The organism is Chitinophaga sp., from assembly GCF_035761305.1.
GTDB lineage: Bacteria > Bacteroidota > Bacteroidia > Chitinophagales > Chitinophagaceae > Chitinophaga.
In genome coordinates, this window is the sequence record NZ_DASTRI010000050.1 from 39,931 (window position 1) to 63,570 (window position 23,640).

The 23,640-nt window shown below is 50.9% G+C and carries 22 protein-coding genes; 16 read left to right on the plus strand and 6 right to left on the minus strand.

The genetic code is table 11. From position 1 onward, the window contains the following. The first annotated feature begins 87 nt into the window (after positions 1-87). Positions 88-1,416: a sigma-54 dependent transcriptional regulator gene (locus VFS25_RS04915; protein WP_326461006.1), complete on the plus strand. Its 1,329-nt coding sequence runs from the start codon at positions 88-90 to the stop codon at positions 1,414-1,416. Here the strand turns inward: VFS25_RS04915 and VFS25_RS04920 are convergent. After that, entirely contained in the window at positions 1,358-4,009 is a 2,652-nt protein-coding gene (locus VFS25_RS04920) for an ATP-binding protein (RefSeq protein WP_326461007.1), read from the minus strand. The genes VFS25_RS04915 and VFS25_RS04920 overlap by 59 nt on opposite strands. 270 nt (positions 4,010-4,279) lie before the next feature. Here VFS25_RS04920 and VFS25_RS04925 point away from each other — a divergent pair, with 270 nt between their 5' ends. From VFS25_RS04925 to VFS25_RS04935, 3 genes are all read left to right on the plus strand, one after another. After that, the gene (locus tag VFS25_RS04925) at positions 4,280-5,152 is read left to right on the plus strand and encodes a hypothetical protein (protein WP_326461008.1); all 873 of its coding nucleotides are present in this window, start codon (positions 4,280-4,282) and stop codon (positions 5,150-5,152) included. Positions 5,153-5,332: 180 nt separating this feature from the next. Next, positions 5,333-6,007 carry a chitosanase gene (locus VFS25_RS04930; RefSeq protein WP_326461009.1) on the plus strand — a complete coding sequence of 225 codons (675 nt, stop codon included), beginning with the start codon at positions 5,333-5,335 and terminating at the stop codon, positions 6,005-6,007. Positions 6,008-6,025: 18 nt separating this feature from the next. Continuing rightward, on the plus strand, positions 6,026-7,267 hold the full coding sequence (locus tag VFS25_RS04935; RefSeq protein WP_326461010.1) for an SGNH/GDSL hydrolase family protein: 1,242 nt from the start codon (positions 6,026-6,028) through the stop codon (positions 7,265-7,267). Between the two features lie 62 nt (positions 7,268-7,329). Here VFS25_RS04935 and VFS25_RS04940 read toward each other — a convergent pair whose 3' ends face one another. Next, on the minus strand, positions 7,330-7,959 hold the full coding sequence (locus VFS25_RS04940; protein WP_326461011.1) for an NAD(P)H-dependent oxidoreductase: 630 nt from the start codon (positions 7,957-7,959) through the stop codon (positions 7,330-7,332). A 106-nt stretch (positions 7,960-8,065) separates the two neighbouring features. Beyond that, on the minus strand, positions 8,066-8,758 hold the full coding sequence (locus tag VFS25_RS04945; RefSeq protein ID WP_326461012.1) for a DsbA family oxidoreductase: 693 nt from the start codon (positions 8,756-8,758) through the stop codon (positions 8,066-8,068). Between the two features lie 128 nt (positions 8,759-8,886). On the opposite strand from VFS25_RS04945, the gene VFS25_RS04950 reads away from it, so the two are divergent. From VFS25_RS04950 to VFS25_RS04985, 8 genes are all read left to right on the plus strand, one after another. Further along, positions 8,887-9,282 (plus strand): helix-turn-helix domain-containing protein, encoded by a 396-nt coding sequence (locus VFS25_RS04950; protein ID WP_326461013.1) that lies wholly within the window; start codon positions 8,887-8,889, stop codon positions 9,280-9,282. Positions 9,283-9,351: 69 nt separating this feature from the next. Then, the gene (locus tag VFS25_RS04955) at positions 9,352-10,320 is read left to right on the plus strand and encodes a GlxA family transcriptional regulator (protein WP_326461014.1); all 969 of its coding nucleotides are present in this window, start codon (positions 9,352-9,354) and stop codon (positions 10,318-10,320) included. A 66-nt stretch (positions 10,321-10,386) separates the two neighbouring features. Beyond that, a complete protein-coding gene (locus VFS25_RS04960) occupies positions 10,387-11,178 on the plus strand; it encodes a DJ-1/PfpI family protein (protein WP_326461015.1) in 792 nt (263 codons plus the stop codon). Between the two features lie 156 nt (positions 11,179-11,334). Further along, positions 11,335-12,477, plus strand: coding sequence for an ATP-binding protein (locus VFS25_RS04965; protein ID WP_326461016.1), 1,143 nt, complete (start codon positions 11,335-11,337; stop codon positions 12,475-12,477). 263 nt (positions 12,478-12,740) lie between these two features. After that, positions 12,741-13,031 carry a hypothetical protein gene (locus VFS25_RS04970; RefSeq protein ID WP_326461017.1) on the plus strand — a complete coding sequence of 97 codons (291 nt, stop codon included), beginning with the start codon at positions 12,741-12,743 and terminating at the stop codon, positions 13,029-13,031. A 161-nt stretch (positions 13,032-13,192) separates the two neighbouring features. Beyond that, on the plus strand, positions 13,193-13,393 hold the full coding sequence (locus VFS25_RS04975) for a KTSC domain-containing protein (protein WP_326461018.1): 201 nt from the start codon (positions 13,193-13,195) through the stop codon (positions 13,391-13,393). A gap of 64 nt (positions 13,394-13,457) precedes the next feature. Beyond that, positions 13,458-14,441, plus strand: a complete 984-nt coding sequence (locus VFS25_RS04980) for a GlxA family transcriptional regulator (protein WP_326461019.1) — start codon at positions 13,458-13,460, stop codon at positions 14,439-14,441. Between the two features lie 31 nt (positions 14,442-14,472). After that, positions 14,473-15,456, plus strand: coding sequence for a GlxA family transcriptional regulator (locus VFS25_RS04985; RefSeq protein ID WP_326461020.1), 984 nt, complete (start codon positions 14,473-14,475; stop codon positions 15,454-15,456). A 9-nt stretch (positions 15,457-15,465) separates the two neighbouring features. On the opposite strand, the gene VFS25_RS04990 is transcribed toward VFS25_RS04985, so the two are convergent. Further along, entirely contained in the window at positions 15,466-17,637 is a 2,172-nt protein-coding gene (locus VFS25_RS04990; RefSeq protein ID WP_326461021.1) for a xanthine dehydrogenase family protein molybdopterin-binding subunit, read from the minus strand. 77 nt (positions 17,638-17,714) lie between these two features. Continuing rightward, positions 17,715-18,488, minus strand: a complete 774-nt coding sequence (locus VFS25_RS04995; RefSeq protein ID WP_326461022.1) for a helix-turn-helix transcriptional regulator — start codon at positions 18,486-18,488, stop codon at positions 17,715-17,717. A gap of 332 nt (positions 18,489-18,820) precedes the next feature. Here VFS25_RS04995 and VFS25_RS05000 point away from each other — a divergent pair, with 332 nt between their 5' ends. The 3 genes from VFS25_RS05000 to VFS25_RS05010 all read left to right on the plus strand — a co-directional run bounded on the left by VFS25_RS05000 (position 18,821) and on the right by VFS25_RS05010 (position 21,972). Further along, on the plus strand, positions 18,821-19,852 hold the full coding sequence (locus VFS25_RS05000) for a hypothetical protein (protein ID WP_326461023.1): 1,032 nt from the start codon (positions 18,821-18,823) through the stop codon (positions 19,850-19,852). A gap of 34 nt (positions 19,853-19,886) precedes the next feature. Next, complete coding sequence (locus VFS25_RS05005; protein WP_326461024.1) at positions 19,887-21,335, plus strand: MBOAT family O-acyltransferase; 1,449 nt, start codon at positions 19,887-19,889, stop codon at positions 21,333-21,335. A gap of 193 nt (positions 21,336-21,528) precedes the next feature. Then, the gene (locus VFS25_RS05010; RefSeq protein ID WP_326461025.1) at positions 21,529-21,972 is read left to right on the plus strand and encodes a VOC family protein; all 444 of its coding nucleotides are present in this window, start codon (positions 21,529-21,531) and stop codon (positions 21,970-21,972) included. Here the strand turns inward: VFS25_RS05010 and VFS25_RS05015 are convergent. Then, entirely contained in the window at positions 21,969-22,589 is a 621-nt protein-coding gene (locus tag VFS25_RS05015) for a class I SAM-dependent methyltransferase (RefSeq protein ID WP_326461026.1), read from the minus strand. The genes VFS25_RS05010 and VFS25_RS05015 overlap by 4 nt on opposite strands. Positions 22,590-22,728: 139 nt before the next feature. Between VFS25_RS05015 and VFS25_RS05020 the strand changes: the two genes are divergently transcribed. Next, the gene (locus VFS25_RS05020; protein WP_326461027.1) at positions 22,729-23,580 is read left to right on the plus strand and encodes an SMP-30/gluconolactonase/LRE family protein; all 852 of its coding nucleotides are present in this window, start codon (positions 22,729-22,731) and stop codon (positions 23,578-23,580) included. Positions 23,581-23,640 lie beyond the last annotated feature (60 nt).

The following is a 23,640-nucleotide window of genomic DNA, read 5'->3' on the forward strand; positions in this document are numbered from 1 at the left end:
GGGAAGTCCCTCCACGCGGGGGACTTCTCTATTTTTGTTTTATAAGGGATTGTTAACTAATATTACAGTGAAGGAATTTTTGATGCTATGCCCAATATATTGTTAGTTGAGGATGATACTACATTTTCACAGATACTGGAAGGTTTTTTAAAGAAGCACGGCCATGAGGTAGATGCGGTGTATAACGTAAAGAACGGCATCAGGGCGCTGGAGAAAAAGGAATATGACCTGCTGTTGCTGGATTACCGGCTAACAGACGGGAACGGGCTGGAAGTGCTGAACGCCACCAAGGAGCGCGGGATGCATATACCCGCCATTATTATGACCAGCTTTAACGATGTGCGCACCGCTGTACAGGCTATGCGCTCAGGGGCCTTTGACTACATTACCAAACCGGTAAATGCCGATGAGCTGCTGCTGGTGCTCAATGAAGCGTTGAACCGCAAAGCGGATAATGCCCCCGCCACCCAGCAAAATGTATTGTCCGGCTTTATTGAGGGCAACAGTGAAGTTTCCAAAAAGCTATATGAATATATTAAGCTGGTAGCTCCCACAGACATGTCGGTGATCATACTGGGCGAAAGCGGTACCGGCAAGGAATACGTGGCCCGCTCCATCCACAGCCTCAGCAAGCGGGCCGATAAGCCGTTTATTGCGGTGGACTGCGGCGCCCTTTCCAAAGAGCTGGCTGCCAGCGAGCTGTTTGGCCATATAAAAGGCGCTTTTACCGGTGCATTGCAAAACAAGAAAGGCCTGTTTGAAGCAGCCAACGGCGGCACCCTTTTCCTGGATGAGGTAGGGAACCTGAGCTATGAGGTGCAGGTAAAGCTGCTGCGCGCCCTGCAGGAGCGGGTAATACAGCCCATAGGCAGCACCCAGCAGATAAAGGTGGATGTGCGTATTATTACCGCTACGAATGAAGACCTGCCCTCCAGCAACGGCAACTTCCGGGAAGACCTGTACCACCGCCTGAATGAATTTAAAATGGAAGTACCGCCCCTGCGCGAGCGGGAAGAGGACCTGGAAACATTTACCCAGCATTTTATAAAGCTGGCCAACCAGGAGCTGGGCAAGCATGTTAAACGCATTTCCTCCGGCGCCATGACGGTGTTCCGCCAGTACGACTGGCCGGGCAACCTGCGGGAGCTGAAAAATGTAATACGGCGGATGGTGCTGCTTACGGAAACAGAAACGGCCGGTATGGAAAGCCTGCCGGATGAAATGACCTTCTCTGTGAACCAGATGCCCAAAACCCAGAGCACCGACCTCAAAGCCCTGAACGAGGTAAATGAAAAAGAGCTGATAAAAGAAATACTGCGCCAGGTAAAGAACAATAAAAGCAAAGCCGCCCGGCTGCTTAATATTGATCGTAAGACGCTTTATAAAAAGATGGAGAAGTATCAGATTGAGGGATAAACAGGGAGTCTACCTTGTACAACAGCGCCCGCATGGCTACCGCCAGCTGATCTACCGCCGCCACGGCATCTTCCGGTGATACGGTATGCTGCTGCAGCGCTATCTCCAGCATACGGAAACGGGCAGCCAGCTCACCGGCGCCTATCTGGGCTGTTCTGCCGGCCATACGGTGCAGCAGCAGCGATACCTGCTCCATATCATCCCCTTTAGCCGCCATACACAGCTGGTCCAGGTCATAACGGTTATCATTGCTGAAGCGCTCCAGTATTTTCTGGATCATGGTCTTATCCCCGAAGGTGAGCTTTTCCAGCGCCGCCAGGTCTATTTCATTATCCTCCGCCTCATTTTCATAACTTTCAATGTCTTCATCTGCGGGTACATACTGCGCATCCAGCAATGCCAGCAGCTCCGACTCGCGGAAAGGTTTCATCAGCAGCCCGTCAAACCCGCCTTCCTGCAGCACGGCCTCCCTTTCTTCGGGCAGGGCCTGGGCAGTAAGCGCATATATTTTTACATGCTCCGGAATATATTGGCGCAGGCGCCGGCATAGCACTGCTCCGCTGAGGCCCGGCATGCGCATATCGGCCAGTATCAGCGTTACATCGTCATCCCAGGGTGTTTCCAGCATGGCTTCCGGCATATGGAAGCATACATGCGGAATGGCGTGTTTCTCAAAAATAGAGGCGCATAAGTGCAAAATAAAGGGATCATCATCCACCACCCATACCTTCCCGTCAAAATGGCCGTGGAAATGGGCTGCTTCCAAACCTGGCAAATCGTCTTGTATTACTGCTGCGGCAAAGGGGAGCTGTATGGCAAAGCTGGAGCCTTTCCCCGGCTCGCTGGTTACCTCAATGGTGCCGCCCTGCGCTTCTGTAAGCGCTTTTACAATACTCAGCCCCAGGCCGGTGCCGTTCTGGTGAGAGCTGTCGCCCGCCTGCTCAAACTGGTTGAAAATGCGCAGCACATCTTTTTCAGCAATGCCTTTGCCGGTATCTGTTACCGTAAAGATGAGCAGCCGCGTAGCTTCCAGGTCAGAAGGGGTTTCGGCTACCGTAAGGGTCACCTGCCCCTGCTCCGTGAACTTAATGGCATTGCCCATCAGGTTATACAGCAGCTGTTTGAGGCGGAACGGGTCGCCATTTATATAGTTGCTGCCGCTAATAGCGTTGTACAGCTCCAGGCCCAGGTCTTTCTTTTCTGCCTGCGGGCGTATAACAGATAGCACCTCCTCCAGCAGCTGGCGCAGGTCAAAATCGCGGTGCTCAAAAGTAAATTTGCCTGATATGATGCGGCTGTAATCCAGCACTTCATTCACAATATGCAGCAGGTGCTCCGATGAGTGGAAGATGGCGTCCAGGTGCTTTTTGGAAGGCCGGTCCTGCTGCCGCAGCAGGTCGGCGTAGCCGATAATGGATTGCAGCGGGGTACGGATCTCATGGCTCATGTTGGCCAGGAAGCGCTGTTTGGCCATGCCGTGGTATTCTGCTTCTTCCTTGGCTATTTCCAGCTGCTGCCGGTAGGCGTTACTTTTGGTAATGTCGGTCAGTATCAGGTATACCAGTATGGCCATCAGCAGCAGGAACACGCCCATAATAGCGCTGATGCGCCATACGCTGGTGCTTACCACATTACGGGCCTGGTGATTGTTCTGCTCCTCCTGCTTTACCACTTCTTTTTCCACTTCCTGCAGGATGGAGAGCATTTGGCTGGTTAGCACGCTGCTGGCGTTGGCCAGCTCAATTTCCCGGTTCACAAAACGGCTGCTTTGCAGGCGGCGCTCCTTTTCATAGTCCTGCATGGCCTTTTCCACTTCCCACATAATGCTGTCCTGCTTGGCCAGGGCCAGGGTATCTATTTTCACATTCACCTCTTCCTTTACCATGCGGGTAGGCGCCTGCTTTGCCGGCGATGTGCCGGTTGCCGCTGCCTCTGCCGGCTGGTCCTGGTCCTGGTCGGCCTTTTTACGGCCAAACAGGCGGCTGAAAAAGCCGCTTTTTACCGGCGGGGCTTCTTCTACTTTTTCTGTAGCCGCTGCTGCGGAGTCGGAAGGGTAAATAAAGGTGGTGGATATTTTTTTCTCTGTGGTAATAACCGTACTGTCAATCTGTGGTGCGCTGTTCAGGATCAGCTCTGAAAGGGTTTGTATTTGTTTGGTAAGATCGTTATTGTTCACCAGCCCTTGCCGTACCTGCAGGTAGTTCAGGAACAGCTTGTCGCGCTCCAGCAGCAGGTGTTTCATTGAGTCTATACGCTGCTGCTGGTCAGGGTTATCTGCATACAGCTCCTGCAGGCTGTCCATAGAAAGGCGCAGCAGCTTTGACTCGTTCAGAAAGCTTTTGTAGGAGTTGGCTTTCAGCAGCGCCTGTCTTTTCTGAAGCTGATCCAGCTGGGTAATATCACGGAACAGGCTGTTTACGATGCGCAGCTTTTCATTGGGTTCCGACAGGCTTTTTACAGTATGCAGCATTTCGCGGAAGGCCGTGCGGCTAACCACCCACGCCAGCCCAAGGGCAATACAACCCGCTAGGAAGGCAATCACCACCTTCCCTTTTACAGATCGTGTAAAAGAGCTGTTTCCCGGATAATTCATCAATCACCTGCCTTTTATGCTTTTCAATAATACTGCTTTTTGCCTGATAAAGGAAGGGCTTTAGTAGTTTTTTAACAAAGTCCATGATACATAACCAATGGCCCATGGCTGTAAACCTTCGCAATTTACATACCATTCCCGCCGCCTCACCACACAGTAGGTAGTCAAAAAATTTTAACGCCGGGCAACCTTCTGCGCAACTTGCCGTATTAATACATTGAGTGCACTTGAATCCATTATTCATTACCTATTACACAATTAAACATTTTTATGAAATTCAAATTACAAACCCTTTTTGTAGTAGCTGCTGCTATGAGCGCAATGGTTGCCTGCAGTAAAGATGATGATAATAATAACGACAATATGCCTCCGGATAATAATCCCCCCAAAGCCACTATAAACATTACAAACAATGCGCAGCTGGGCCAGGTAATAACAGATAGTCTGGGCAATACCCTGTACTTCTATTCTATGGACTCAAAGCCCGATACTTCTTACTGTAGCGGTGGTTGCCTGGCCGTATGGCCGGCATTTTACAGCGCTAACCTCACGTTGGGCGACAGCAGGCTGCATGCAGACGATTTTGGCACTATTACCCGTGCCGACGGCGCCAAACAAACCACCTACAAAGGATGGCCGTTGTATTACTACGCCAGCGATGCTGCTGCAGGTGATGTAAAGGGTGAGGCTTTTAACAATGTATGGTTTGTAGCAAAGCCGGATTACTCGGTAATGCTGGTGAACAAGCAGCTGGTAGGTAATGATGGAGTGGAGTATAACAGCGCTTATACGCCTGGTAAAGCAATAACACAGTTCCTCACCGACGATTACGGCAGAACACTGTATGCTTTTTCTCCCGACAAATTCAAGAAGAACACCTATACCGACTCACTATTCACCAAAAATCCTACCTGGCCTATTTATGAGGTCAGCGCTGTTAACAGCGTGCCTTCCATACTGGCTAAAACGGATTTTGATACGGTGCATGTGTTCAGCCATGTACAACTGGCATACAAAGGCTGGCCCCTGTACTTCTTTGGTCCGGATGCAATGACCCGCGGCAATACCAAAGGCGTAAGCGTACCTAAACCGGGTGTATGGCCTATTGTGAACCTGGCTTCAGCAGTGGCACCACAACCGTAATTTGCATAGATGAACCATTAGGGGACACACGTAACCTGGCCCCGCCGGAAGCTGCCTGTAAACTGGCATACAGGAGGCCCGGCGGGGCCGGTTATTTAAGCAATGCGTCAAGTCGGGATTTATTCCTAATATTATATCACGTATAACATATTTTAACCCCTTAAACCCCATCTCTGACTTATGATCACCGACGCACAGAAAAAAAAGATCATCCAGGTAGTAAATGTAATGGAAACCGGCGCTCCCGAAGGCCGTTATGACCAGGTAACTTTGCTGGCCGACGGTAAGAAAGGCGAAAAGCAGATCACTTATGGCCGCAGCCAGGCTACGGAACAGGGCAACCTGCGGAATATTATAGAACGCTATGTAAATGCCGGCGGTAAATATGCCCCGCAGTTTACGCCCTACCTGCCGCAAATCGGGAAAACGCCGCTGGTAAATGATGCGGAATTTAAACGCCTGTTAAAGGTAAGCGCCCGGGAAGATCCTATTATGCGGGAGGCGCAGGATGAAACCTTTGAAATATTGTACTATGTGCCGGCTACGCACTTTTTTGTGATGGAGGGTTTTACCCTGCCCTTAAGCCTGTTGGTTATTTACGACAGCTACATTCATTCAGGCGGCATACCTGCGGTAATACGCGCCCGCTTCCCGGAAAAAACGCCTGCCAATGGCGGCAATGAAAAGGCCTGGATCACCGCGTATGTAAAAGCCCGGCAGGAATGGCTGGCCAACCATCCCAAAAAAATTGTACGCCCCACTGTATACCGCACCAAGTCATACCTGGCGGCTATTGAACAAAATAACTGGATGCTGGCACAACCTTTGAACGCACACGGCGTAATTATTCCTTAGCTTTCTTAATTACTGCCAATGACAAGGGTTTTGCTGTTTTGCGCGCTGGCCGCGCTTACTGGCTGGTATGGTAAACATACGGCTGATAATAACACGGCTTTACATGCCCGCCAGGGGTTGCCGCACTTTTTTCAAAAGCTGCACAGCAGCGATACCGTGGTAATTGCCTACCTGGGCGGCAGCATTACCGGCGCACAGGGGTACAGGGTGCAAACGGAGCAATGGTTCCGGCAGCAATACCCCCGTACCCGTTTTAAAACCATTAATGCCGGCGTAGGCGGTACCGGCTCGGACCTGGGCGTGTTCCGCCTGCAGGAAGATGTGCTGCAATACAACCCCGACCTGGTATTTGTGGAGTTTGCCGTGAACGACGGCAGCGACTCGCTGAAAATTGGCAATGCCATGGAAGGCATCGTACGGCAAATAAAACAGCATAATGCCGGTACCGGCATCTGCTTCCTGTATACTATTTCAGCGCCAATGGTAAAAAAGCTGCAGCAGGGCATACAGCCGCCCTCTGTACGGTTCACGGAAATAATAGCCGCGCACTACGGCCTGCCGTCCATTAACCTGGGGGTAGACGTAATGGCGCAGCTGGAAAAGGGCACGCTGGTATTTCACGGGCAAAAGGGAACAGACTATGGCAACAAAACCGTGTTCACCAACGATGGCGTACACCCCGGTACGGCCGGTCACCAGCTGTACACCGCTACTATTACCCGGGCATTCCGTGAAATGGAGCATATGAAGGCGCCGGCAAAAAGCAAGCTGCCTTTGCCGCTGTATGCCGGCAACTTTTCGCAAACAGGCACTTACTCTCCCCGTATATTCCCACACACCGGCGGCTGGAAAAGCGCTGCCCATATGCAGGAAATAAGCGGTTGGCTAAAGGCCATGCCCGATCTTATGTATACAGATAATCCAAACGACAGCTTAACCGTGCGCTTTAAAGGCACTGTAATTGGCGCGCAGGATATAATTGGCCCGCCTTCGGCCAGGGTGCTGATAAGGGTAGACGGTAAGCAAACCATAAGCAAGCTGCGGTTTGACCAGCATGGCAGCTGGTACCGGCGCAGCTTTTATTTCCTGGATCCCCTGCCGGAAGGGGTGCACACCGTAGTGTTTAAACTGGACACAACACCGGTTAACAAAACAAAAATAGTGATCCCCGCAGAGCTGGGCGATACGGCAAAGTACCGCCCCAGCTATTTATACATAGGTAAAATCATGATGGCGGGGAAACCAATTAATAATGAATAATGAAGAATTAATAATAAAAGGCTGGCTAAAGTGTAAGATCATAAATCCCCGTGCTAAGCCTGTTACAGGCTAATGAGGAACCGCTCCGGCGCCCGCCTTACTTTTTTCAGGTTCACCAACCAGTCGTTCTCCGCATCGCGGTAACCCAATGGCAGCAGCGACACGCTTCTTAAACCGTGCTGCTTTAGCTGCAGCAATTCATCCAGCGCGGCGGCATTAAACCCTTCCATGGGCGTAGCATCCACCTCCTGCAGGGCGGCCGCCATTATGGCCATGCCAAAGCCAATGTAAGCCTGGCGGGCGGCGTACTGGAAGTTTACTTCCGGGTCGCGGGAGGGGAACATTTCCAGCATCCGGCTGCGGTAGGCGGCCACTTTTTCTTCGGGTTGCTGCCGCTCCGCTATGAGGTGGTCAAAAACAGCGTTGATCCGGTCGGCGTCAATATGGTCCCATGCTGCAAATACCAGCAGGTGAGAGGCATCTGTTATCTGCGACTGGTTGTTGGCAATGGGCTGTATTTTTTGCAGCAGCTCCCGGTTGGTGACCACTATTACCTGGTAAGGCTGCAGCCCTGCAACGCTGGGCGCCAGGCGCGCCGCTTCAATAATTTTGTCCACTTTCTCCTGCGGTACTTTTTTACCGTTCATTTTCTTGGTGGCATAGCGCCACTGTAAAGCATCTATAAAGTCCATTGTGAAAAATGTTTACCCGGCCGGCAGGTTTAGCTGTGCAGCACCTGCCGGCATTTATAAAATTTATGTATAAGGTTTGAAAACTGTGAAGGCAGCTGTTGGTGTGTTAGCTGCAGTTGCCGTTTATGTCACATGCGTTATTACCGTCGGCGGCAGGCAGCTTTTCCTGTTCTGCAAAAGCATGCTGCAGCGCATGTAAAAAAGTGGCTGCCGGCTGCGCGCCGGAAACAGCGTATTTACGGTCAATTACAAAAAAGGGAACGCCCCGTGCGCCCAGCTGCGCTGCTTCGGTTACATCTGCCTGTACTGCATCGGCAAAAGCATTGCCAGCCAGGGTGGCCTTTACTTCATCCGCATGCAGTCCTATGCCTGCACCCAGCTGCGCCAGCACATTGTGGTCGGCAATGTTTTGCCCGTTTGTAAAGTACGCTTTGAACAGGCTTTCCTCTGCCGCATCGCCAAGGCCATGCTGTGCCGCCAGGTGTGAAAAGCGGTGCGCATCAAAAGAGTTGGCCACCACTGCTTTGTCAAAGTTGTATTGCAACCCCGCTTCAGCCGCCATGGCGCTTACCTGGTTGTTCAGCTGCCTGGCATGGTCAATGGTGAGGCCTTTGCGCTCCGCCAGGTATTCATGTATACTTTTATCTGTATGGGCAGGCATGTCAGCGTCCAGCTGAAAGCTTTTCCATACTACTTTAACATCCTCCTTATGTTCAAACTGCGCCAGCGCCTGCTCAAAGCGGCGTTTGCCTATATAGCAAAAAGGGCACATCACATCTGACCATATTTCTACCTGCATATTGTATTTATTATGAGAGTTTTGTATATTATGTGTTACAACATCAAAATTACGTATATTTGCTTACCAACGGTTAGTCCTTACCACAAGGTTAGTGCTAACCTACAGGTAACTTAAAACACGGGCTTATGTTAGGACCTGAAGGACAATTTGCTACCAAAGAGCAAACAGAAGAATGCCTGGGCGCATTAGGCGCTGTGCAGGATGCATTGTATGTGCTGAATGGTAAGTGGAAGCTTCCCATTATTATTGCGTTGGGAGAGGGGAACAAACGTTTTGGCGAGCTGCAGAAAACCGTAAAGGGCATTTCCGCCAAAGTTTTATCGCACGAGCTGAAGCACCTGGAGCTGAATGAATTTATACGCCGTCATGTATATAATACCATGCCGGTATCTGTAGAATATGAGCTTACCGCTTACAGCGCTACCCTGCACAATGTAATTGAATCGTTACGGGAGTGGGGCATGCAGCACCGCCAACGTATACGTACCCACGCCAAAGAGAAAAAAGCAGTAGGCGTTTAAGCTGTTTCCCTTATAACGGGTGCCTATGCCGCTGTATCAACCGAAAATCAATTTTTCTACCTTCGTTGCATGAAAGCGCTGCAGGCAGTTTTTATCATTCCTCCCAAAGTGCATTTGCTGGACATTGCCGGCCCCGCCCACCTGTTTTACGAAGCAGGCGACTATGGTGTGCAGGTAACCAGTTACTTTGCTGCCATAGACCCTGCTGATACGCAGGTGGAAAGCAGCTGCGCCCTTCATTTTTCCAACCTGGTGGATTATAATAGCCTGCAGCTGCAGCCGGGGGATGTGATCTTTATTCCCGGTATGGAGGCCGCCATTTTGCTGGATGATGCTTTCCTTCGCACCACCGCTGCATTCGGGCAGTGGCTGCGGCAGCAGCATGCAAAAGGTGTAACCATCTGCTCCGTATGTACCGGCGCTTTCCTGCTGGCGGCCGCGGGCCTGCTGGATGGCCGCAGCTGTACCACCCACTGGAAATACATTGACCGCCTGCAGCATAAATACCCCGCCCTGCAGGTACGGGATAACTGCTTGTTTGTGGAGTCGGGCTCCATACTTACCAGCGCCGGCGTGGCCTCCGGCATAGACCTGGCGCTGTATATGATAGAGCAGCTGTGGGGTTCTGTATTGGCTGCCCGGGTAGCGCGGGAGGTAGTGGTGTTTACCCGCCGCACGGCCGGCGATCCGCAGATCAGCATTTTCATGCAGTACCGCAATCACCTGGAAAACCGCATTCATACCGTGCAGGACCTGCTGGCCCAAACCCTGCACCAGCACCTGGATATTGAGGATATAGCTGTAAATGCGCACATGAGCGCGCGTAACCTTACCCGCTTGTTTAAAAGAACCACCGGCATTACCATTGGACAGTATGTAGATAAGCTGCGGGTAGAGCGGGCCACCCAAATGATCGGCGAAGGACATACCATGCAGGCCACTGCCGGCGCCTGCGGCCTCAAAAGCACCAACCAGCTGCGTTTCCTGCTGCGCAAATATGAAACCGCATTACCCCGCCGGCTGGAAAAGATGGCCTGAAACTGCGCCTGTGTGTCCGTTAAAAAAATACGGGCCGTTTTATCTTCGGTAGCAAACATTGCTACTATGACCAGGTTTTTATTGCACACAGCAGGCAGCCTGCTGTTATTGCTAACCTTTATGCAGGCGGCGAATGCGCAGGACACCTATTACTGCCCGCCCTGTAATAATCCCTGTGACGATACTGTGTATAACGCCCCCGGTGTTTGTACCCACTGCCATATGCAGCTGGTTAAGCAAACAGCAGCGGCGCATGCGCGGCAAAAGAATGCCGGCCGTTTAAAAGTGGCTTTTTACCTGCAGGATGGGGTAGAGGTGCTGGATTTTGCCGGTCCGCTGGAAGTATTCAGCTATGCGGGCTTTGAGGTGTTTATTGTATCTAAAACCAAGGCTCCTGTACATGCGCAGGGCGTGGTGAAAATAACACCGGATTATGATATTACCGATGCGCCGCAGGCCGACATACTGGCCTTTTTTGGCGGCAATGCAGGCATTGCCGCCAGCGATACAGCGGTACTAGGCTGGATAAAAAAACAAACCGGGGTGCAGCATTATTTTTCCGTTTGTACCGGCGCATTTATTTTGGGCAGGGCCGGCCTGCTGGATGGCCTTACGGTAACCACCTTTCATGAAAGCATAGCCAGCCTGCAAAAAAGCGTACCCAAAGCCAGGGTATTATCCAATGTACGTTTTGTAGACAATGGCCGGGTGATCACCACAGCAGGCATATCTGCCGGTATTGATGGCGCCCTGCACCTGGTAGCAAAGATCAGGGGCAATGAGGCGGCAAAAAGAACCGCTGCTTACATGGAGTACGATAAATGGGTGCCGGAGCAGGGCATGGTGGTGCAGCGGTAGGATATTGATCATTCGGGTTAAATATTGCAATTTGCAAGTTAAACTTTCAATTAACGTCATTTTACTGTATTTTTGTTGATATTTGAAAGTTTAACTTGCAAATTGCAAATGATACCCCGTAGTCTTGAAAATAAGCTAACTAGTGCTTTGGCAAATATGCCTGTTGTAGCCCTGGTAGGGCCCCGGCAGGTAGGTAAAACAACTTTGGCGCTCCAGTTAGCGCAGCAGAATTTAGACAAAAAGACATCTTACCTTGATTTAGAACTGGACACTGATCTTAGCAAGCTGGACGATGCAGAAAACTATTTACGGCGTTTTGAGAACCAACTTCTTATTATTGATGAAGTGCAACGAAAGCCGGATCTCTTTCGTGTATTACGTGGTTTAGTGGATATTCGCAGGAGGGCAGGAGAAAAGGCCTGCCAATTCCTTTTGCTCGGTTCAGCCTCACGCGATCTTCTGCAACAATCCTCAGAAACATTAGCCGGACGTATTCGTTATTTAGAATTGAGCCCGTTTTCTGTACTGGAGGTTTCTCAAAACGATCCCATGGGTTTCAATCCTGAAAAGCTTTGGTTTAGAGGCGGATTTCCCAATAGTTATCTGGCCGCAACGGATGATGAAAGCTGGGAATGGCGCAATGATTTTATTTCCTCCTATGTAGAGCGCGACATACCCCTGATGGGACCTCATGTACCGGCAACCCGCATGAAAAAATTCTGGACAATGCTGGCACATTATCACGGCCAGCAGGTTGTTCTTTCGGAACTCGGTAAAAGCCTGGAAGTCAGCCACACAACCATCCGCTCTTATTTGGACATCCTCACCGATTTTTATATGGTGCGCCAAGTACAACCCTGGGCGGGCAATACCCGTAAGCGGTTGATTAAGTCCCCTAAGATTTATTTGCGCGATACAGGCCTTCTGCACACGCTTTTGAAAATATCGGATTTTGACAGCTTGCTTGGCCATCCTGTACTGGGTGCAAGCTGGGAAGGTTTTGTTGCTGAAAATATTATCGTAAATCTGTCAAGCAAATGGCAATACAGCTATTATCGCACAACCACGCAAACAGAAGTTGATCTTGTCCTGGAAGGTCCTGGTAAACAGGTATGGGCTATTGAAATCAAGCGATCTTCCGCACCTACCATTGGGAAAGGATTTCATACAGCATGCGAAGACATCGGCGCCACGCATAAATTCGTTATTTATGCAGGCCGTGACCGTTTTCCGATGTCGGAAAAAACAGAAGCCATCGGTCTTGTCGAATTTTTGAATCTGATAAAGAAAGAAGGATAACCTTGCACCGCACCTGCAGCGCTACTGCTGTCCAACTGCGGAAAAACGGGGTTTTCCCTAGGGAGCTATTGCTGCGCCATTGCTGCGCAACTACTCCCCCCTACATAAACCCCTACATCTCTTTTTCCGCAAGTGCTTTTTACTACGTTGCACGGCAGTAACCTGCCATGTTCAATGCTCAGTTTACTATGTAAAAACAGCGTATAAATTGCATTGCGGGTAATGTAATAATCGAGTACTTTTGAAGTACTAAATAAAACAAGATGGCACAGTTACCCAAGTTTATGATCGCCGACGATCCTGTTACAGACCCGGACAATGAGTACATCTTTCACACGCAAAAGCCCCGTTTTTTTGCCAAACGCGTAGAGGAAGATGAAGACACTGCCTACATTGACATTGTGGAAGAGCTGGATAATGTAGACGAGTTCTTCCATAATGAACCGGACAAAAAACAGGAGCTGCTGGAGCAGCTGGAGGATTGGTATTATTCTTACATGGAGTGGCTGGATGAAGATGCCGACGAAGATGAGGACGATGAGGAAGAAGAATAACCCCTGAACCCACCCTGCAATATTACCGGATGTGGGTGCTGGAATGCTGGCCGCTGTTACAACGGCCAGCATTTGCTGTTTATTCCGGCCTGGTCTGTTGCAGCAGCAGGATGCTAAGGCCCTGTTTTTGATAGTGAAAAAGTGTACCAATCCTGTTACACATGCCATCCTCCGTTGTTGCCACCATGAGATATGATGCAGGCAGCGCCACGCTGCGGATCGTTTTTGTGTCCGGCAAAGTGTATGACTATAAGGGCGTGCCCCCGGAGGAGTATGAAGCCATGCGCAGCGCAGGTTCAAAAGGTAAATACCTGAATGAGCATATTAAAAAGCATTACCGGTATGTAAAAGTAAAAGACTAAAAGGGGGCTAAAAACGCCACACATGCGGGCCAATTGTGACATCACGCCTTGCTAATTTTAAGGCATGAAACATATATCCATTCTTGTTCCTGAAAACGCAGTGCTGGGCAGTATCGAAGGTCCGCGCCAGGTATTTACGGAAGTGAACGCATTTCTTGAAAGCATGGGAAAAGCGCCGGTGTTTAAAGTACAGCTGGTATCGGAGGGCAATGCCGTACCGGTATACAACGGTATTTACCAGGTAAGCGCCGTTCCCCTGTCGGCAGTAAGCCGTACCGACCTGGTAATTATTCCCGCGCTTGACGGCGATATGGCGCAAAACCTGGAGCGCAACAAAGGCTTTGTACCCTGGATAGTACAGCAGTATAAAAACGGCGCGGAAGTAGCCAGCCTGTGTGTAGGCGCTTTTCTGCTGGCCGCTACCGGTTTGCTTACAGGCCGCAGCTGCGCTACGCACTGGATGGCCGCCAACGCCTTCCGCGAAATGTTCCCGGATGTAAACCTGCTGGAAGATAAGATCATTACCGACGAGAACGGGCTGTACTCCAGCGGCGGCGCCTTTTCTTACCTGAACCTTATCCTGCACCTGGTAGGTAAGTACACCGGGCGCGATGTAGCGGTGTTCTGCTCCAAAGCATTCCAGATAGATATTGAACGGCAAAGCCAGTCGCCCTTTATCATCTTTAAAGGACAAAAAGCGCATGCAGATGAGCAGGTTAAAAAAGCGCAGGAATTTATCGAACAAAATTTCCAAGATAAAATTACCGTGGATGAATTAGCAGGTATGTTATATCTTGGACGCAGGAATTTTGAGCGCCGTTTTAAAAAGGCCACTGCCAATACTGTAGTAGAATATATGCAACGCGTAAAGGTGGAAGCTGCCAAAAAAAGCTTTGAAACCAGCCGTAAAAGCATCAACGAAGTAATGTACGATGTAGGTTATGCCGATGTAAAAGCTTTCAGGACCATCTTTCGCAAGATCACCGGGCTAACACCCATAGAATACCGGAATAAATATAACAGAGAGGCCATTGCTTTGGAAGCCTGAATACCATTAACCACAACCTTTACCGTTAGTTATGAAACACGTATCCATCCTTGTTCCACGGGGACACACCAGCTTAAGCAACATTGAAGGCACCCAACAGGTGCTGTCGGAAGTGAACAGCTTTCTTGAGTACCGGGGCAATGAGCCGGCATTTGATATACAGCTGGTAGGCCTGGAAAAGAAAACCACACAACGTAACGGTACCTACACCGTTAACCCCGATGTGCTGATAACAGCAGTACCCAAAACAAACCTCATTATTATACCGGCGCTGCATGGCAACCAGCAGGCCTGCCTGGAAGAGAATAAAGAGCTGCTGCCCTGGATCATTGAGCAATACAAGGGCGGGGCGGAGATTGCAGCTTTTTGTATCGGCTCCTTTTTCCTGGCCGGCACCGGCCTTATGCACGGTAAGCGCTGTGCTACGCACTGGCGCTTTGCCAATGAGTTCCGGCAAATGTTCCCTGATGTTGACCTGGTAGATGACAAGATCATTACGGAGGAAGACGGCATTTACACCAGCGGCGGCGCTTATGCTTACCTGAACCTGCTGCTGTACATGATTGAAAAATATACGGACCGCGATACCGCTATTTTTATATCCAAGGCTTTCATGATTGATATAGACCGCCACAGCCAATCGCCTTTTATTATTTTCCAGGGGCAGAAAGCGCATGAGGATGAAGCCGTGAAGAATGCGCAGGATTTTATTGAAAAGAATTTCCAGGAAAAGATAACGGTAGACCAGCTGGCCAGCACCTTTGCCATGGGCCGGCGCAGCCTGGAGCGCCGCTTTAAAAAAGCCACCAGCAATACCGTATCGGAGTACATACAGCGGGTAAAAATGGAGGCCGCCAAAAAGAGCTTTGAAACCAGCCGCAAAAATATAAATGAGGTCATGTACGATGTAGGCTATGCCGATGTAAAGGCCTTCCGCACTATCTTCCGTAAGGTAACGGGTTTATCGCCCATGGAGTACCGCAACAAATACAATAAGGAATTACTGGCCGTATAGGCAGTAGCGTTAGCCCTTCAGCTTTGCGGGTAATATGGGCAGGTCGCGCACCCGTTTGCCGCAGGCGCGGTACACGGCGTTGGCAACAGCTGCGCCGGCAGGGCCCTGTACGGCTTCTCCTGCGCCCAGCGGCGCTTCATCGGGGCGGGGTATAAGCACCACTTCTACTGCCGGTGATTGCTTAAAGTTAAGGATAGGGTAAGAGATCCAGTCTGTACTGGTTACATGCTGCGCATCAAATGCAACCTGCTCACGCAGCGCCCAGCTGCAGGCCTGCACCATGCCGCCTTCTGTCTGGTTCTTAACACCGTCGGGGTTAATAACTTCACCGGCATCCACCACAGCCCACATTTTTTGCGCCTGTATGGTATAATCCGGCTGTACCTGCACCATAGCGGCCACTGCGCAGTAAGCCCCTGAATTTTTATAGCGCGCAAAGGCAATGCCTACACCTATCCCGGGTGTGGAAGGCGCCGGCGGCAGCAGTGTTTTTAGCTTTTGCACTACGGCAATGGCCCGTTCATCATCCAGGTGCGCCAGCCGGAAGGTAAACGGGTCCTGCTGCGCTTTTTCCGCCAGCTCGTCCATAAAAGACTCAATGGCGAAAATATTGGCAAAGGCGCCCAGGCTGCGTAGGGCAGAGGTACGCAGCGGCCCTTTAAAGGCATGCGCCAGTATATGCTGGTTGGGTATGTTATAGTAAGGCTCCGAGTTGCGGATAGCGCCGCCTGCGTAGCCGCCGCCATCGGGGTAAAAAGGTTTGGCAATATAACGCGCCGGCAGCAGGTTGGCGGCTTTACCGCCCGGCCGCGAGCTGTGCGTGTCTGACCGCAGCGCATAATCCCAATGGGTAATCTTTCCTTTATCATCCAGCGTGGCTGCAATGTCCATCAACATGGCGCTGCCGTAAGGCTCCCATCCATGCTCATCCTGCCGCGACCACTGCAGGCGCACCGGTTTGCCCCGCAGGGCCATGGCCAGCAGGGCTGCTTCTGCCGCCACATCATCGGCCCCGTTATGCCCGTAACAGCCGGAACCGGGCACTCCTTTTACATGAATGCGTTCCGCCGGCAGCTGCAGCAGCTCCTGCAGGGCTTCCCGTAAAGGATATACGCCCTGGCTGTGCGTCCATACCTGCAGCTTTTGCTCATTATCGTACAGCGCCACAGCGCAGGAAGGGCCGGTAGCCGCATGCATGATATAGGGCTTAAAGTAACGGGCCCGCACGGTAGTGGTGGTTAGCGCGGCGCCCTTTTCCCGCACCTTTTGCGACTTTACAGGTAAGGTTGCCAGGTGTGCTGCCAGCGCATTGCCGCCTGCCAGCGGTGTGCCTTTGCTCCATTGCGTATGTTGCGCCATCAGCTGCTGCGCCAGCACCGCATCGTATTCACGGGCGGCTATTACACCCAGGAAGCTGCCGTTGGCTACTACCTTCAGCAGGCCGGGTATTTTTGCTTTTACAGCCGCTTCATCATAGTGCTGCAGTACGGCATCATAGGCTGGTGGCCGTACAATGCGGGCATGCACCATGCCGGGCAGCCGCAGGTCATGCACATATACCGGTGCGCCTTTTACCATTTGCGCCACATCACTGCGGTGCACGGGTGTGCCGGAAATACGGTAATCCTGTTTGGGCTTCAGCTTTACAGGCGGCTTAATTTCACCGGTAAGCTTTTGCCCGTTTAACAGCTGCGAAAAAGTAAGCGCGCGGCCGCCGCTTTTCGTTGTGGCCTTCCCGTTATCCAGCCGTAATTGTTCCGGCTGCAGCTGCAACTGTTGGCCCGCCAGCTCCAGCAGTCGTTGCCTGGCGGCTGCAGCTGCATACCGTACGGCCATGGCGCCGTTTTCAACAGAGGTGCTGCCTGCTGTGTAGCCCTCATTGGGCGTTACTGCTGTTTCTGCCAGGGTTACGGTTACTTTTTCCATGGGCAGCTCCAGCTCTTCAGCTGCTACCTGCGCCATGGCGGTGCGAATGCCCTGTCCCAGCTCAATCCTGCCTGTAAGTACGCGTACGCTGCCATTGGCCAGCACTTCCAGCCAGGCATCTATATTAGGGTACCGCCGCAGGCTGCCCGGCAGCTCCTGCAAAGGCAGTGCAGCTGCAAAGGGTAGCCGTGTTAATGAAAACCCGATGGTAAGGCAACCGGTGGTTTTTAGAAAGTTTCTCCTGGAGCGGTCCATGGCTACATTGGATTTATGGAAAGGATGTTGCTAAAAGTAAACAATAAAGCCAGCAATAGCAACGGTCATGACAGCGGTTACCAGAAAGCAGGCGACCGGAAAAAATCCTGCGGAGCCTGACCGGTAAAGGCTTTGAAGTCTTTAATAAAATGGGCCTGGTCAAAATAACCGGCGTCATACGCCTGGGCAGTAAGGGTTTGTTCAGGCGTATACCGGGCAATGAACTTTCTTAACCGTACAATGCCCGCGTATTGCTTGGGAGTAGTGCCTACCTGGCTGCGGAAGCGTTTTTCCAGCGCATCCTGGCTGATGTTCAGCTGGTAGCAAAGGTCTTTTATTTTAAGGGGGGCGGCGGCTGTTGCCAGGTGCTGCACAGCTGCCTGTATGCGCGTGTCGGGCATACGGGTTTGCAGTATAGACAGCAGCCATTGCTCCGCTATGCGAAAGCGTGCCGTATGGTTTGCCGCGGCACACAGCCGTTCTGTAATACTATCCAGCTGCCGGGTGCCTGTAAGTGCATCCAGCGGCATGCTTTGCTCAAAAATTTCATGCAGGGGCGCTTTAAAGAAGGCAGCTGCGCCGGCGCCCCGGAAAGTAATGATGAGCGTACCGGTGTTGGCGGCATATTGCATGACCCGTACGGTTTTACGGATGCCGGAAATACAGGCCGCCGGTAAAATACCGCTGTTACCCGCACTGTTGCTGCTTACCTGCCCTTTAAAGCGGAAGGCCATTACCGCCGCTGTATCTGGCAGTACGCTGTTATCTGTGCCCTGCTCGCTTTCAACAACCAGGAAGTTCCTGATAAAGGGTTGTAAACGCTGTACCGGTATGTAAGTATGAATGTGCATGCAAAACGATGGTCAGCAATAAGGTGCTAACGCCTATATACAAATATACGTGTTACTACGGGCTTTTATGCGTAGCCCCGCCTGTACCTTTGCCCCTCAAATTTACGCATAACAGGAGAGTGACGGCATCCGGCAGTTATCCGGATATGAGGATGCATCACTTTATGGCAGATGATCACAGGCTTTTTGTTGCCCCAGGAAACAATACGTATTACTACGTAATTGTTATTAATCCCAATACCCCAAGGCAACTGTTTGAGCGGCGCTTACATGTACTTATGCGGTAAAGAAGTAACTGTATTGTTTAATGTTTCAAAAAGTTAACTGTTAAAATGTCAAGTAAAAATCTTGTACGGCCTGCGTTATTTATGATCGTAGTGGTAGTAGCTGTAATTGGCAGCTGGGAGTACTATCTGCGTGCAAACGGGTTCATCCTGTCTTATGACGATGCTGCCCCTCAATGGGCGGCGCAGCGGGCCATGGTGTACAACTCCCCAAAGCAAACAACTGTATTCATCGGGTCATCCAGGATCAAATATGACCTGGATATTCCCACCTGGGAAAAGCTGACCGGCCGCAGCGCAGTACAGCTTTCCATTGAAGGTAATTCACCGGTGCCGGTGCTGCTGGACCTTGCCGATGATACTGCATTTCATGGCAAGCTGGTGGTAGATGTAACAGAACCGCTGTTCTTTTCCAACATGCCGGAGTATAGCAAAGAGCCCACCGGCAATATAAATTATTACCGGTCAGAAACACCGGCGCAAAAAGCGGGCTATTACCTGAATAACCTGCTGGAGTCGCAGTTCGTGTTCCTGGATAAACGCTTTCTTTCCCTGAACGCGCAGCTGGATAAGCTGCCTGTGCCGCCCAGGCCCGGCAGGCAGGCCTTTGATGTGCCAATGTTTCCCGCGGATTTTTATAAGGTAAGCGCAAGCCGGCAAACCTATATGGACGACCGTTTTGTGCAGGACACGTTGTTGCAGCATATGGTGCAGAACATCTGGGCCGGTTTTCTGACAATGGGAGCAAAAGCGCCCCCGCCGCCGCCCAACATGGTGCCGGAAGTGCTGAAGGCTGTAGCCACGGCAGTGCATAAAATAAAATCGCGCGGAGGAGAGGTGGTATTTGTGCGCACACCATCCTCCGGTATGTTCTGGCAGGTGGAGCAAAAGGCCTTTCCCCGGGAAAAGCTGTGGGATGTGCTGTTAGCCAGCACCCAATGCCCCGGCATTCATTTTATGGATTACGAAAGCACCCGGCATTTTGTTTGCCCGGAGTGGTCGCACCTGCAGCCCCGCGACGCGCGGGCCTATACAAAGGCTTTGATTTCGCTGCTGCCGCCGTCATTTGTACAACTTTAACGTGATCTTATTAACAGTAACAAATTACCCCATCATGATTTTCAACTCGTATACGTTCATCGTGTTTTTTGTGATTGTGCTTGTTTTACACAACCTGCCGTTTAGCTGGAAAACAAAGAAGGTTAACCTCCTGGCAGCCAGCTATATTTTTTACGCGGCATGGAACCCGCCATTCATCCTGCTGCTATGGCTGTCTACCATTGTAGACTACTTTGTGGGCAAGGCACTATACACCCAAAATAATATACACAAGCGCCGTGGGCTGCTGGTTATCAGCCTTATTGGCAACCTGGGCATGCTATGCTTTTTCAAGTACGGCGGTTTTCTCATGGAAAACTTTGTATCTGTGGTAAATGCTCTGGGCTGGAGCTATCATCCGCCTAAGTCCAACATCATATTGCCCGCCGGCATCTCGTTTTATACATTCACCACGCTGTGCTACACCATAGATATGTATAAAAGGGAAAGCAAGCCTATTCCCACGCTGCTCGACTTTGGCCTGTTCGTAACCTTTTTCCCGCACCTGGTTGCCGGCCCCATTGTGCGCCCGCCGCAGCTGGCCGCCCAGTTTGAGCAACCGCGCACGGCTACACATAAACAGCTGCTGGATGGCTTGTTCCTGCTTTCATTAGGGCTGTTCATGAAAGTAGTGCTGGCCGATGGCATGCTGGCTGCTTCTGCAGATGCCGTGTTCAATACGCCGCAGGCGCTTACTGCCCTGGATGCGTGGATGGGCGTACTGGCCTTTACCGGGCAAATATTCTTTGATTTTGCCGGCTACTCTATGTGTGCGGTAGGCGCAGCCCTGAGCCTGGGCTTTACGCTGCCGCAGAATTTCCAAACCCCTTATGCAGCTACCGGCTTTTCTGATTTCTGGCGGCGCTGGCATATTACACTGTCTGCCTGGCTGCGGGATTATTTATACATACCATTGGGCGGCAACCGCAAAGGAAAGTTCCGTACATATGTTAACCTCATGATTACCATGTTGCTGGGTGGCCTGTGGCATGGCGCCAACTGGACCTTTGTAGCCTGGGGTGGTTTACACGGGCTGTATTTGTGGGTGGAGAAATTTTTTGAGGACAGGAAGAACAGCCGGCTGGCTGCTGCGGCGCCTGCATCCAACCCGCAATTGCCCAAAGCATACCGTGGTATACTTTACGCGCTGCTCACTTTTTTCCTGGTAAATATTACCTGGGTGTTTTTCCGGGCCACCACCTTTGCCGGCGCAGGTAAAATACTCACTGCCATGGCAGGGCTGGCGCAGGGCGCTGTGCCGCTGCTCAGCAGCCTGGCCATCCTGAAAGTAGCGGTGGTAATAGCAGGCATGCTCATTGTGCACTGGGTGCTGCGCAATACAAAGGTGATAGATGCCGCGTATAAACTGCCCTGGTGGATAACCGGCACGGTATGGTCGGCCATGCTTATATTGCTGATATTGAGCCAGGAAAGCAGCAGTACATTCATATATTTCCAGTTTTAAAAACCGGCGTAGCAACCGGGTTTCAGAAAGCTAACGCAGGAACATAAAAGCCCCCGGGAAATAATTCCGGGGGCTTTTTTTTGTATATTAACGTACGGAATTTCAGCACGGCTGGCTGGTTACATTGGCCGCCCTGCAGAAAACATGTTATCGTTACACGAAACCCGTAAAATACCCCTAATATTTTTCAAGTATGAATCAGGATCAACCGGCAAAAAATATTCAGCAAACCGTGCCGTTTTTTGCCGTAGCAGATATGGAGGCCTCCCTTCGCTTTTACGTGGATGGGCTGGGCTTTGAGGTTATTGCCAAGTGGATGCCCGGAGAAAGGATTGAATGGTGTTGTGTGCAGCGCGAAGGCGCTGTGCTTATGCTACAGGAGTACAACGGCGATGGGAACAACGCCTGGACCCCCGACGGACAGGTAGGCATAGGCGTTTCCATTTTCTTTATTTGTGAGGATGCCCTTGCCCTGTACCACGAGTTTGTAGCTAACGGAATGGCGCCAATGGAGCCTTTTGTAGGCAACAACATGTGGGTAATAGGCATACAGGACCCCGATGGCTATGCCCTGAATTTTGAGAGCAGCACCGATGTGCCGGAAGAAACCCGTTACTCGGAGTGGCAGCAGCATTAAGCGGTTTTCTGCGCTATCCACAGGGAGTCGTATTGCCGGTAAAACCGGAAATGCGGTGAAGGCAGCACGTTGTTTTTTATAACATAAGTAGGCCCAAGCTCCGGCCGGTCTGCATAATAGTCATGAAAGGCAATGAGCCCGCCAGCAGGTACTTTGGGCGCATACAGCTCAAAGTCAAGGCTGCACCCGTTAATGGAGTGGTCGCCGTCAATAAACAGCAGGTCAATGGTATTAAACGCCTGGTGAAACTGTTGCGAGTACCCCTGCTTTATCACAATCTTGTTCAGCACATTCCGCTCCTGCATGTTTTGCTTAAACTGCGCCAGCAGGTCGCGGCTGCCTTTCTTTTCCTTATACGCCGCTTCGCTGTCCGTATCTTCCCCGCTGTCTGCATTGAACGGGTCAATAGCATGTAAGGTGCCGGAGCGCAGGCCCATGGCAAGGCAGTAGGTGCTTTTACCCTGCCAGCTGCCTATTTCTGCAATGGTGGCGCCGCGTGGCAGGCTGCGGGCCGCCAGGTAAAGGCCCAGCGCTTCCTGGTCGCTCAGCCAGCCGTCTATTTTACGGAAGCTGTCAATCTTTCTTAAAATGCGTTTTGCTATCAGTTGCCCGAACATAGGTAAACTCCTGGTTGGATAAATATTAAACAAAGGATTGAATATATAACTATTTTATAAATAAAGGAACCGTTCCGCTTTTTATCTAACTTACGGTATGATTACACGTTATCACGTATTGTTAATACTACTGTTAGCCATGCACAATTCCACATTTGCCCAGGACATACCGGTGGTGGCGCCCGGTGCCGTTGTAAAGGAAATATCCAGCCAGTTTAAGTTTACAGAAGGTCCGGCAGTGAATGCACAGGGCGATATTTATTTTACCGACCAGCCTAACGATAAGATATGGAAATACGATGCCAGCGGTCACCTGTCTTTATTCATGGATAAAACCGGCCGGTCCAACGGGTTGTACTTCGACAAAAAAGGCAACATTGTTGCCTGCGCCGATGAAAAAGACGAGCTGTGGTCCATTAGCCCTGATAAAAAAGTAACGGTGCTGCTGGGCGATTATGAAGGCAAGCGCCTGAACGGCCCCAACGATCTTTGGATTGACGACAAAGGCGGTATTTACTTTACCGATCCCTATTACCAGCGCGATTACTGGGACCGCACCCAGCCTGAAATTGAAGAACAAAAAGTATATTATCTACCCCCGGGTGCAAAAGCGGCCGTAGTGGCGGATGATAAGCTGGTAAAACCTAACGGCATTGTAGGCACGCCGGACGGGAAATATTTGTTTGTGGCGGATATAGAAGATGATAAAACGTATAAATACCGGATTAATGAAGATGGCTCCTTAACAGACCGGCAGCTGTTTGTAGCCCAGGGCTCCGATGGCATGACGCTGGACAACGAAGGCAATTTGTACATTACCGGCAACGGCGTAACCATTTATGACAAAACAGGCAAAAAGCTGGGGAACATTCCCATTCCCAGGCACTGGACCGGCAATATCTGTTTTGGCGGCAAAGACCGTCAAACCCTGTTCATTACCGCATCAGAAGCTATTTATACGTTGCAGATGCGGGTGAAAGGAGTAGAATGATTACATCATTTATATACAGCTGAAACGCTCATGAGGGAAGCCTTATGGGCGTTTTTTCAT

What these genes read in the sequence shown, in the direction of transcription:
- VFS25_RS04915 (WP_326461006.1), top strand. Translation starts at nt 88, where the DNA reads ATGCCCAATATATTGTTAGTTGAGGATGATACTACATTTTCACAGATA.
- VFS25_RS04920 (WP_326461007.1), bottom strand. Translation starts at nt 4,009, where the DNA reads ATGAATTATCCGGGAAACAGCTCTTTTACACGATCTGTAAAAGGGAAG.
- VFS25_RS04925 (WP_326461008.1), top strand. Translation starts at nt 4,280, where the DNA reads ATGAAATTCAAATTACAAACCCTTTTTGTAGTAGCTGCTGCTATGAGC.
- VFS25_RS04930 (WP_326461009.1), top strand. Translation starts at nt 5,333, where the DNA reads ATGATCACCGACGCACAGAAAAAAAAGATCATCCAGGTAGTAAATGTA.
- VFS25_RS04935 (WP_326461010.1), top strand. Translation starts at nt 6,026, where the DNA reads ATGACAAGGGTTTTGCTGTTTTGCGCGCTGGCCGCGCTTACTGGCTGG.
- VFS25_RS04940 (WP_326461011.1), bottom strand. Translation starts at nt 7,959, where the DNA reads ATGGACTTTATAGATGCTTTACAGTGGCGCTATGCCACCAAGAAAATG.
- VFS25_RS04945 (WP_326461012.1), bottom strand. Translation starts at nt 8,758, where the DNA reads ATGCAGGTAGAAATATGGTCAGATGTGATGTGCCCTTTTTGCTATATA.
- VFS25_RS04950 (WP_326461013.1), top strand. Translation starts at nt 8,887, where the DNA reads ATGTTAGGACCTGAAGGACAATTTGCTACCAAAGAGCAAACAGAAGAA.
- VFS25_RS04955 (WP_326461014.1), top strand. Translation starts at nt 9,352, where the DNA reads ATGAAAGCGCTGCAGGCAGTTTTTATCATTCCTCCCAAAGTGCATTTG.
- VFS25_RS04960 (WP_326461015.1), top strand. Translation starts at nt 10,387, where the DNA reads ATGACCAGGTTTTTATTGCACACAGCAGGCAGCCTGCTGTTATTGCTA.
- VFS25_RS04965 (WP_326461016.1), top strand. Translation starts at nt 11,335, where the DNA reads ATGCCTGTTGTAGCCCTGGTAGGGCCCCGGCAGGTAGGTAAAACAACT.
- VFS25_RS04970 (WP_326461017.1), top strand. Translation starts at nt 12,741, where the DNA reads ATGGCACAGTTACCCAAGTTTATGATCGCCGACGATCCTGTTACAGAC.
- VFS25_RS04975 (WP_326461018.1), top strand. Translation starts at nt 13,193, where the DNA reads ATGCCATCCTCCGTTGTTGCCACCATGAGATATGATGCAGGCAGCGCC.
- VFS25_RS04980 (WP_326461019.1), top strand. Translation starts at nt 13,458, where the DNA reads ATGAAACATATATCCATTCTTGTTCCTGAAAACGCAGTGCTGGGCAGT.
- VFS25_RS04985 (WP_326461020.1), top strand. Translation starts at nt 14,473, where the DNA reads ATGAAACACGTATCCATCCTTGTTCCACGGGGACACACCAGCTTAAGC.
- VFS25_RS04990 (WP_326461021.1), bottom strand. Translation starts at nt 17,637, where the DNA reads ATGGACCGCTCCAGGAGAAACTTTCTAAAAACCACCGGTTGCCTTACC.
- VFS25_RS04995 (WP_326461022.1), bottom strand. Translation starts at nt 18,488, where the DNA reads ATGCACATTCATACTTACATACCGGTACAGCGTTTACAACCCTTTATC.
- VFS25_RS05000 (WP_326461023.1), top strand. Translation starts at nt 18,821, where the DNA reads ATGTCAAGTAAAAATCTTGTACGGCCTGCGTTATTTATGATCGTAGTG.
- VFS25_RS05005 (WP_326461024.1), top strand. Translation starts at nt 19,887, where the DNA reads ATGATTTTCAACTCGTATACGTTCATCGTGTTTTTTGTGATTGTGCTT.
- VFS25_RS05010 (WP_326461025.1), top strand. Translation starts at nt 21,529, where the DNA reads ATGAATCAGGATCAACCGGCAAAAAATATTCAGCAAACCGTGCCGTTT.
- VFS25_RS05015 (WP_326461026.1), bottom strand. Translation starts at nt 22,589, where the DNA reads ATGTTCGGGCAACTGATAGCAAAACGCATTTTAAGAAAGATTGACAGC.
- VFS25_RS05020 (WP_326461027.1), top strand. Translation starts at nt 22,729, where the DNA reads ATGCACAATTCCACATTTGCCCAGGACATACCGGTGGTGGCGCCCGGT.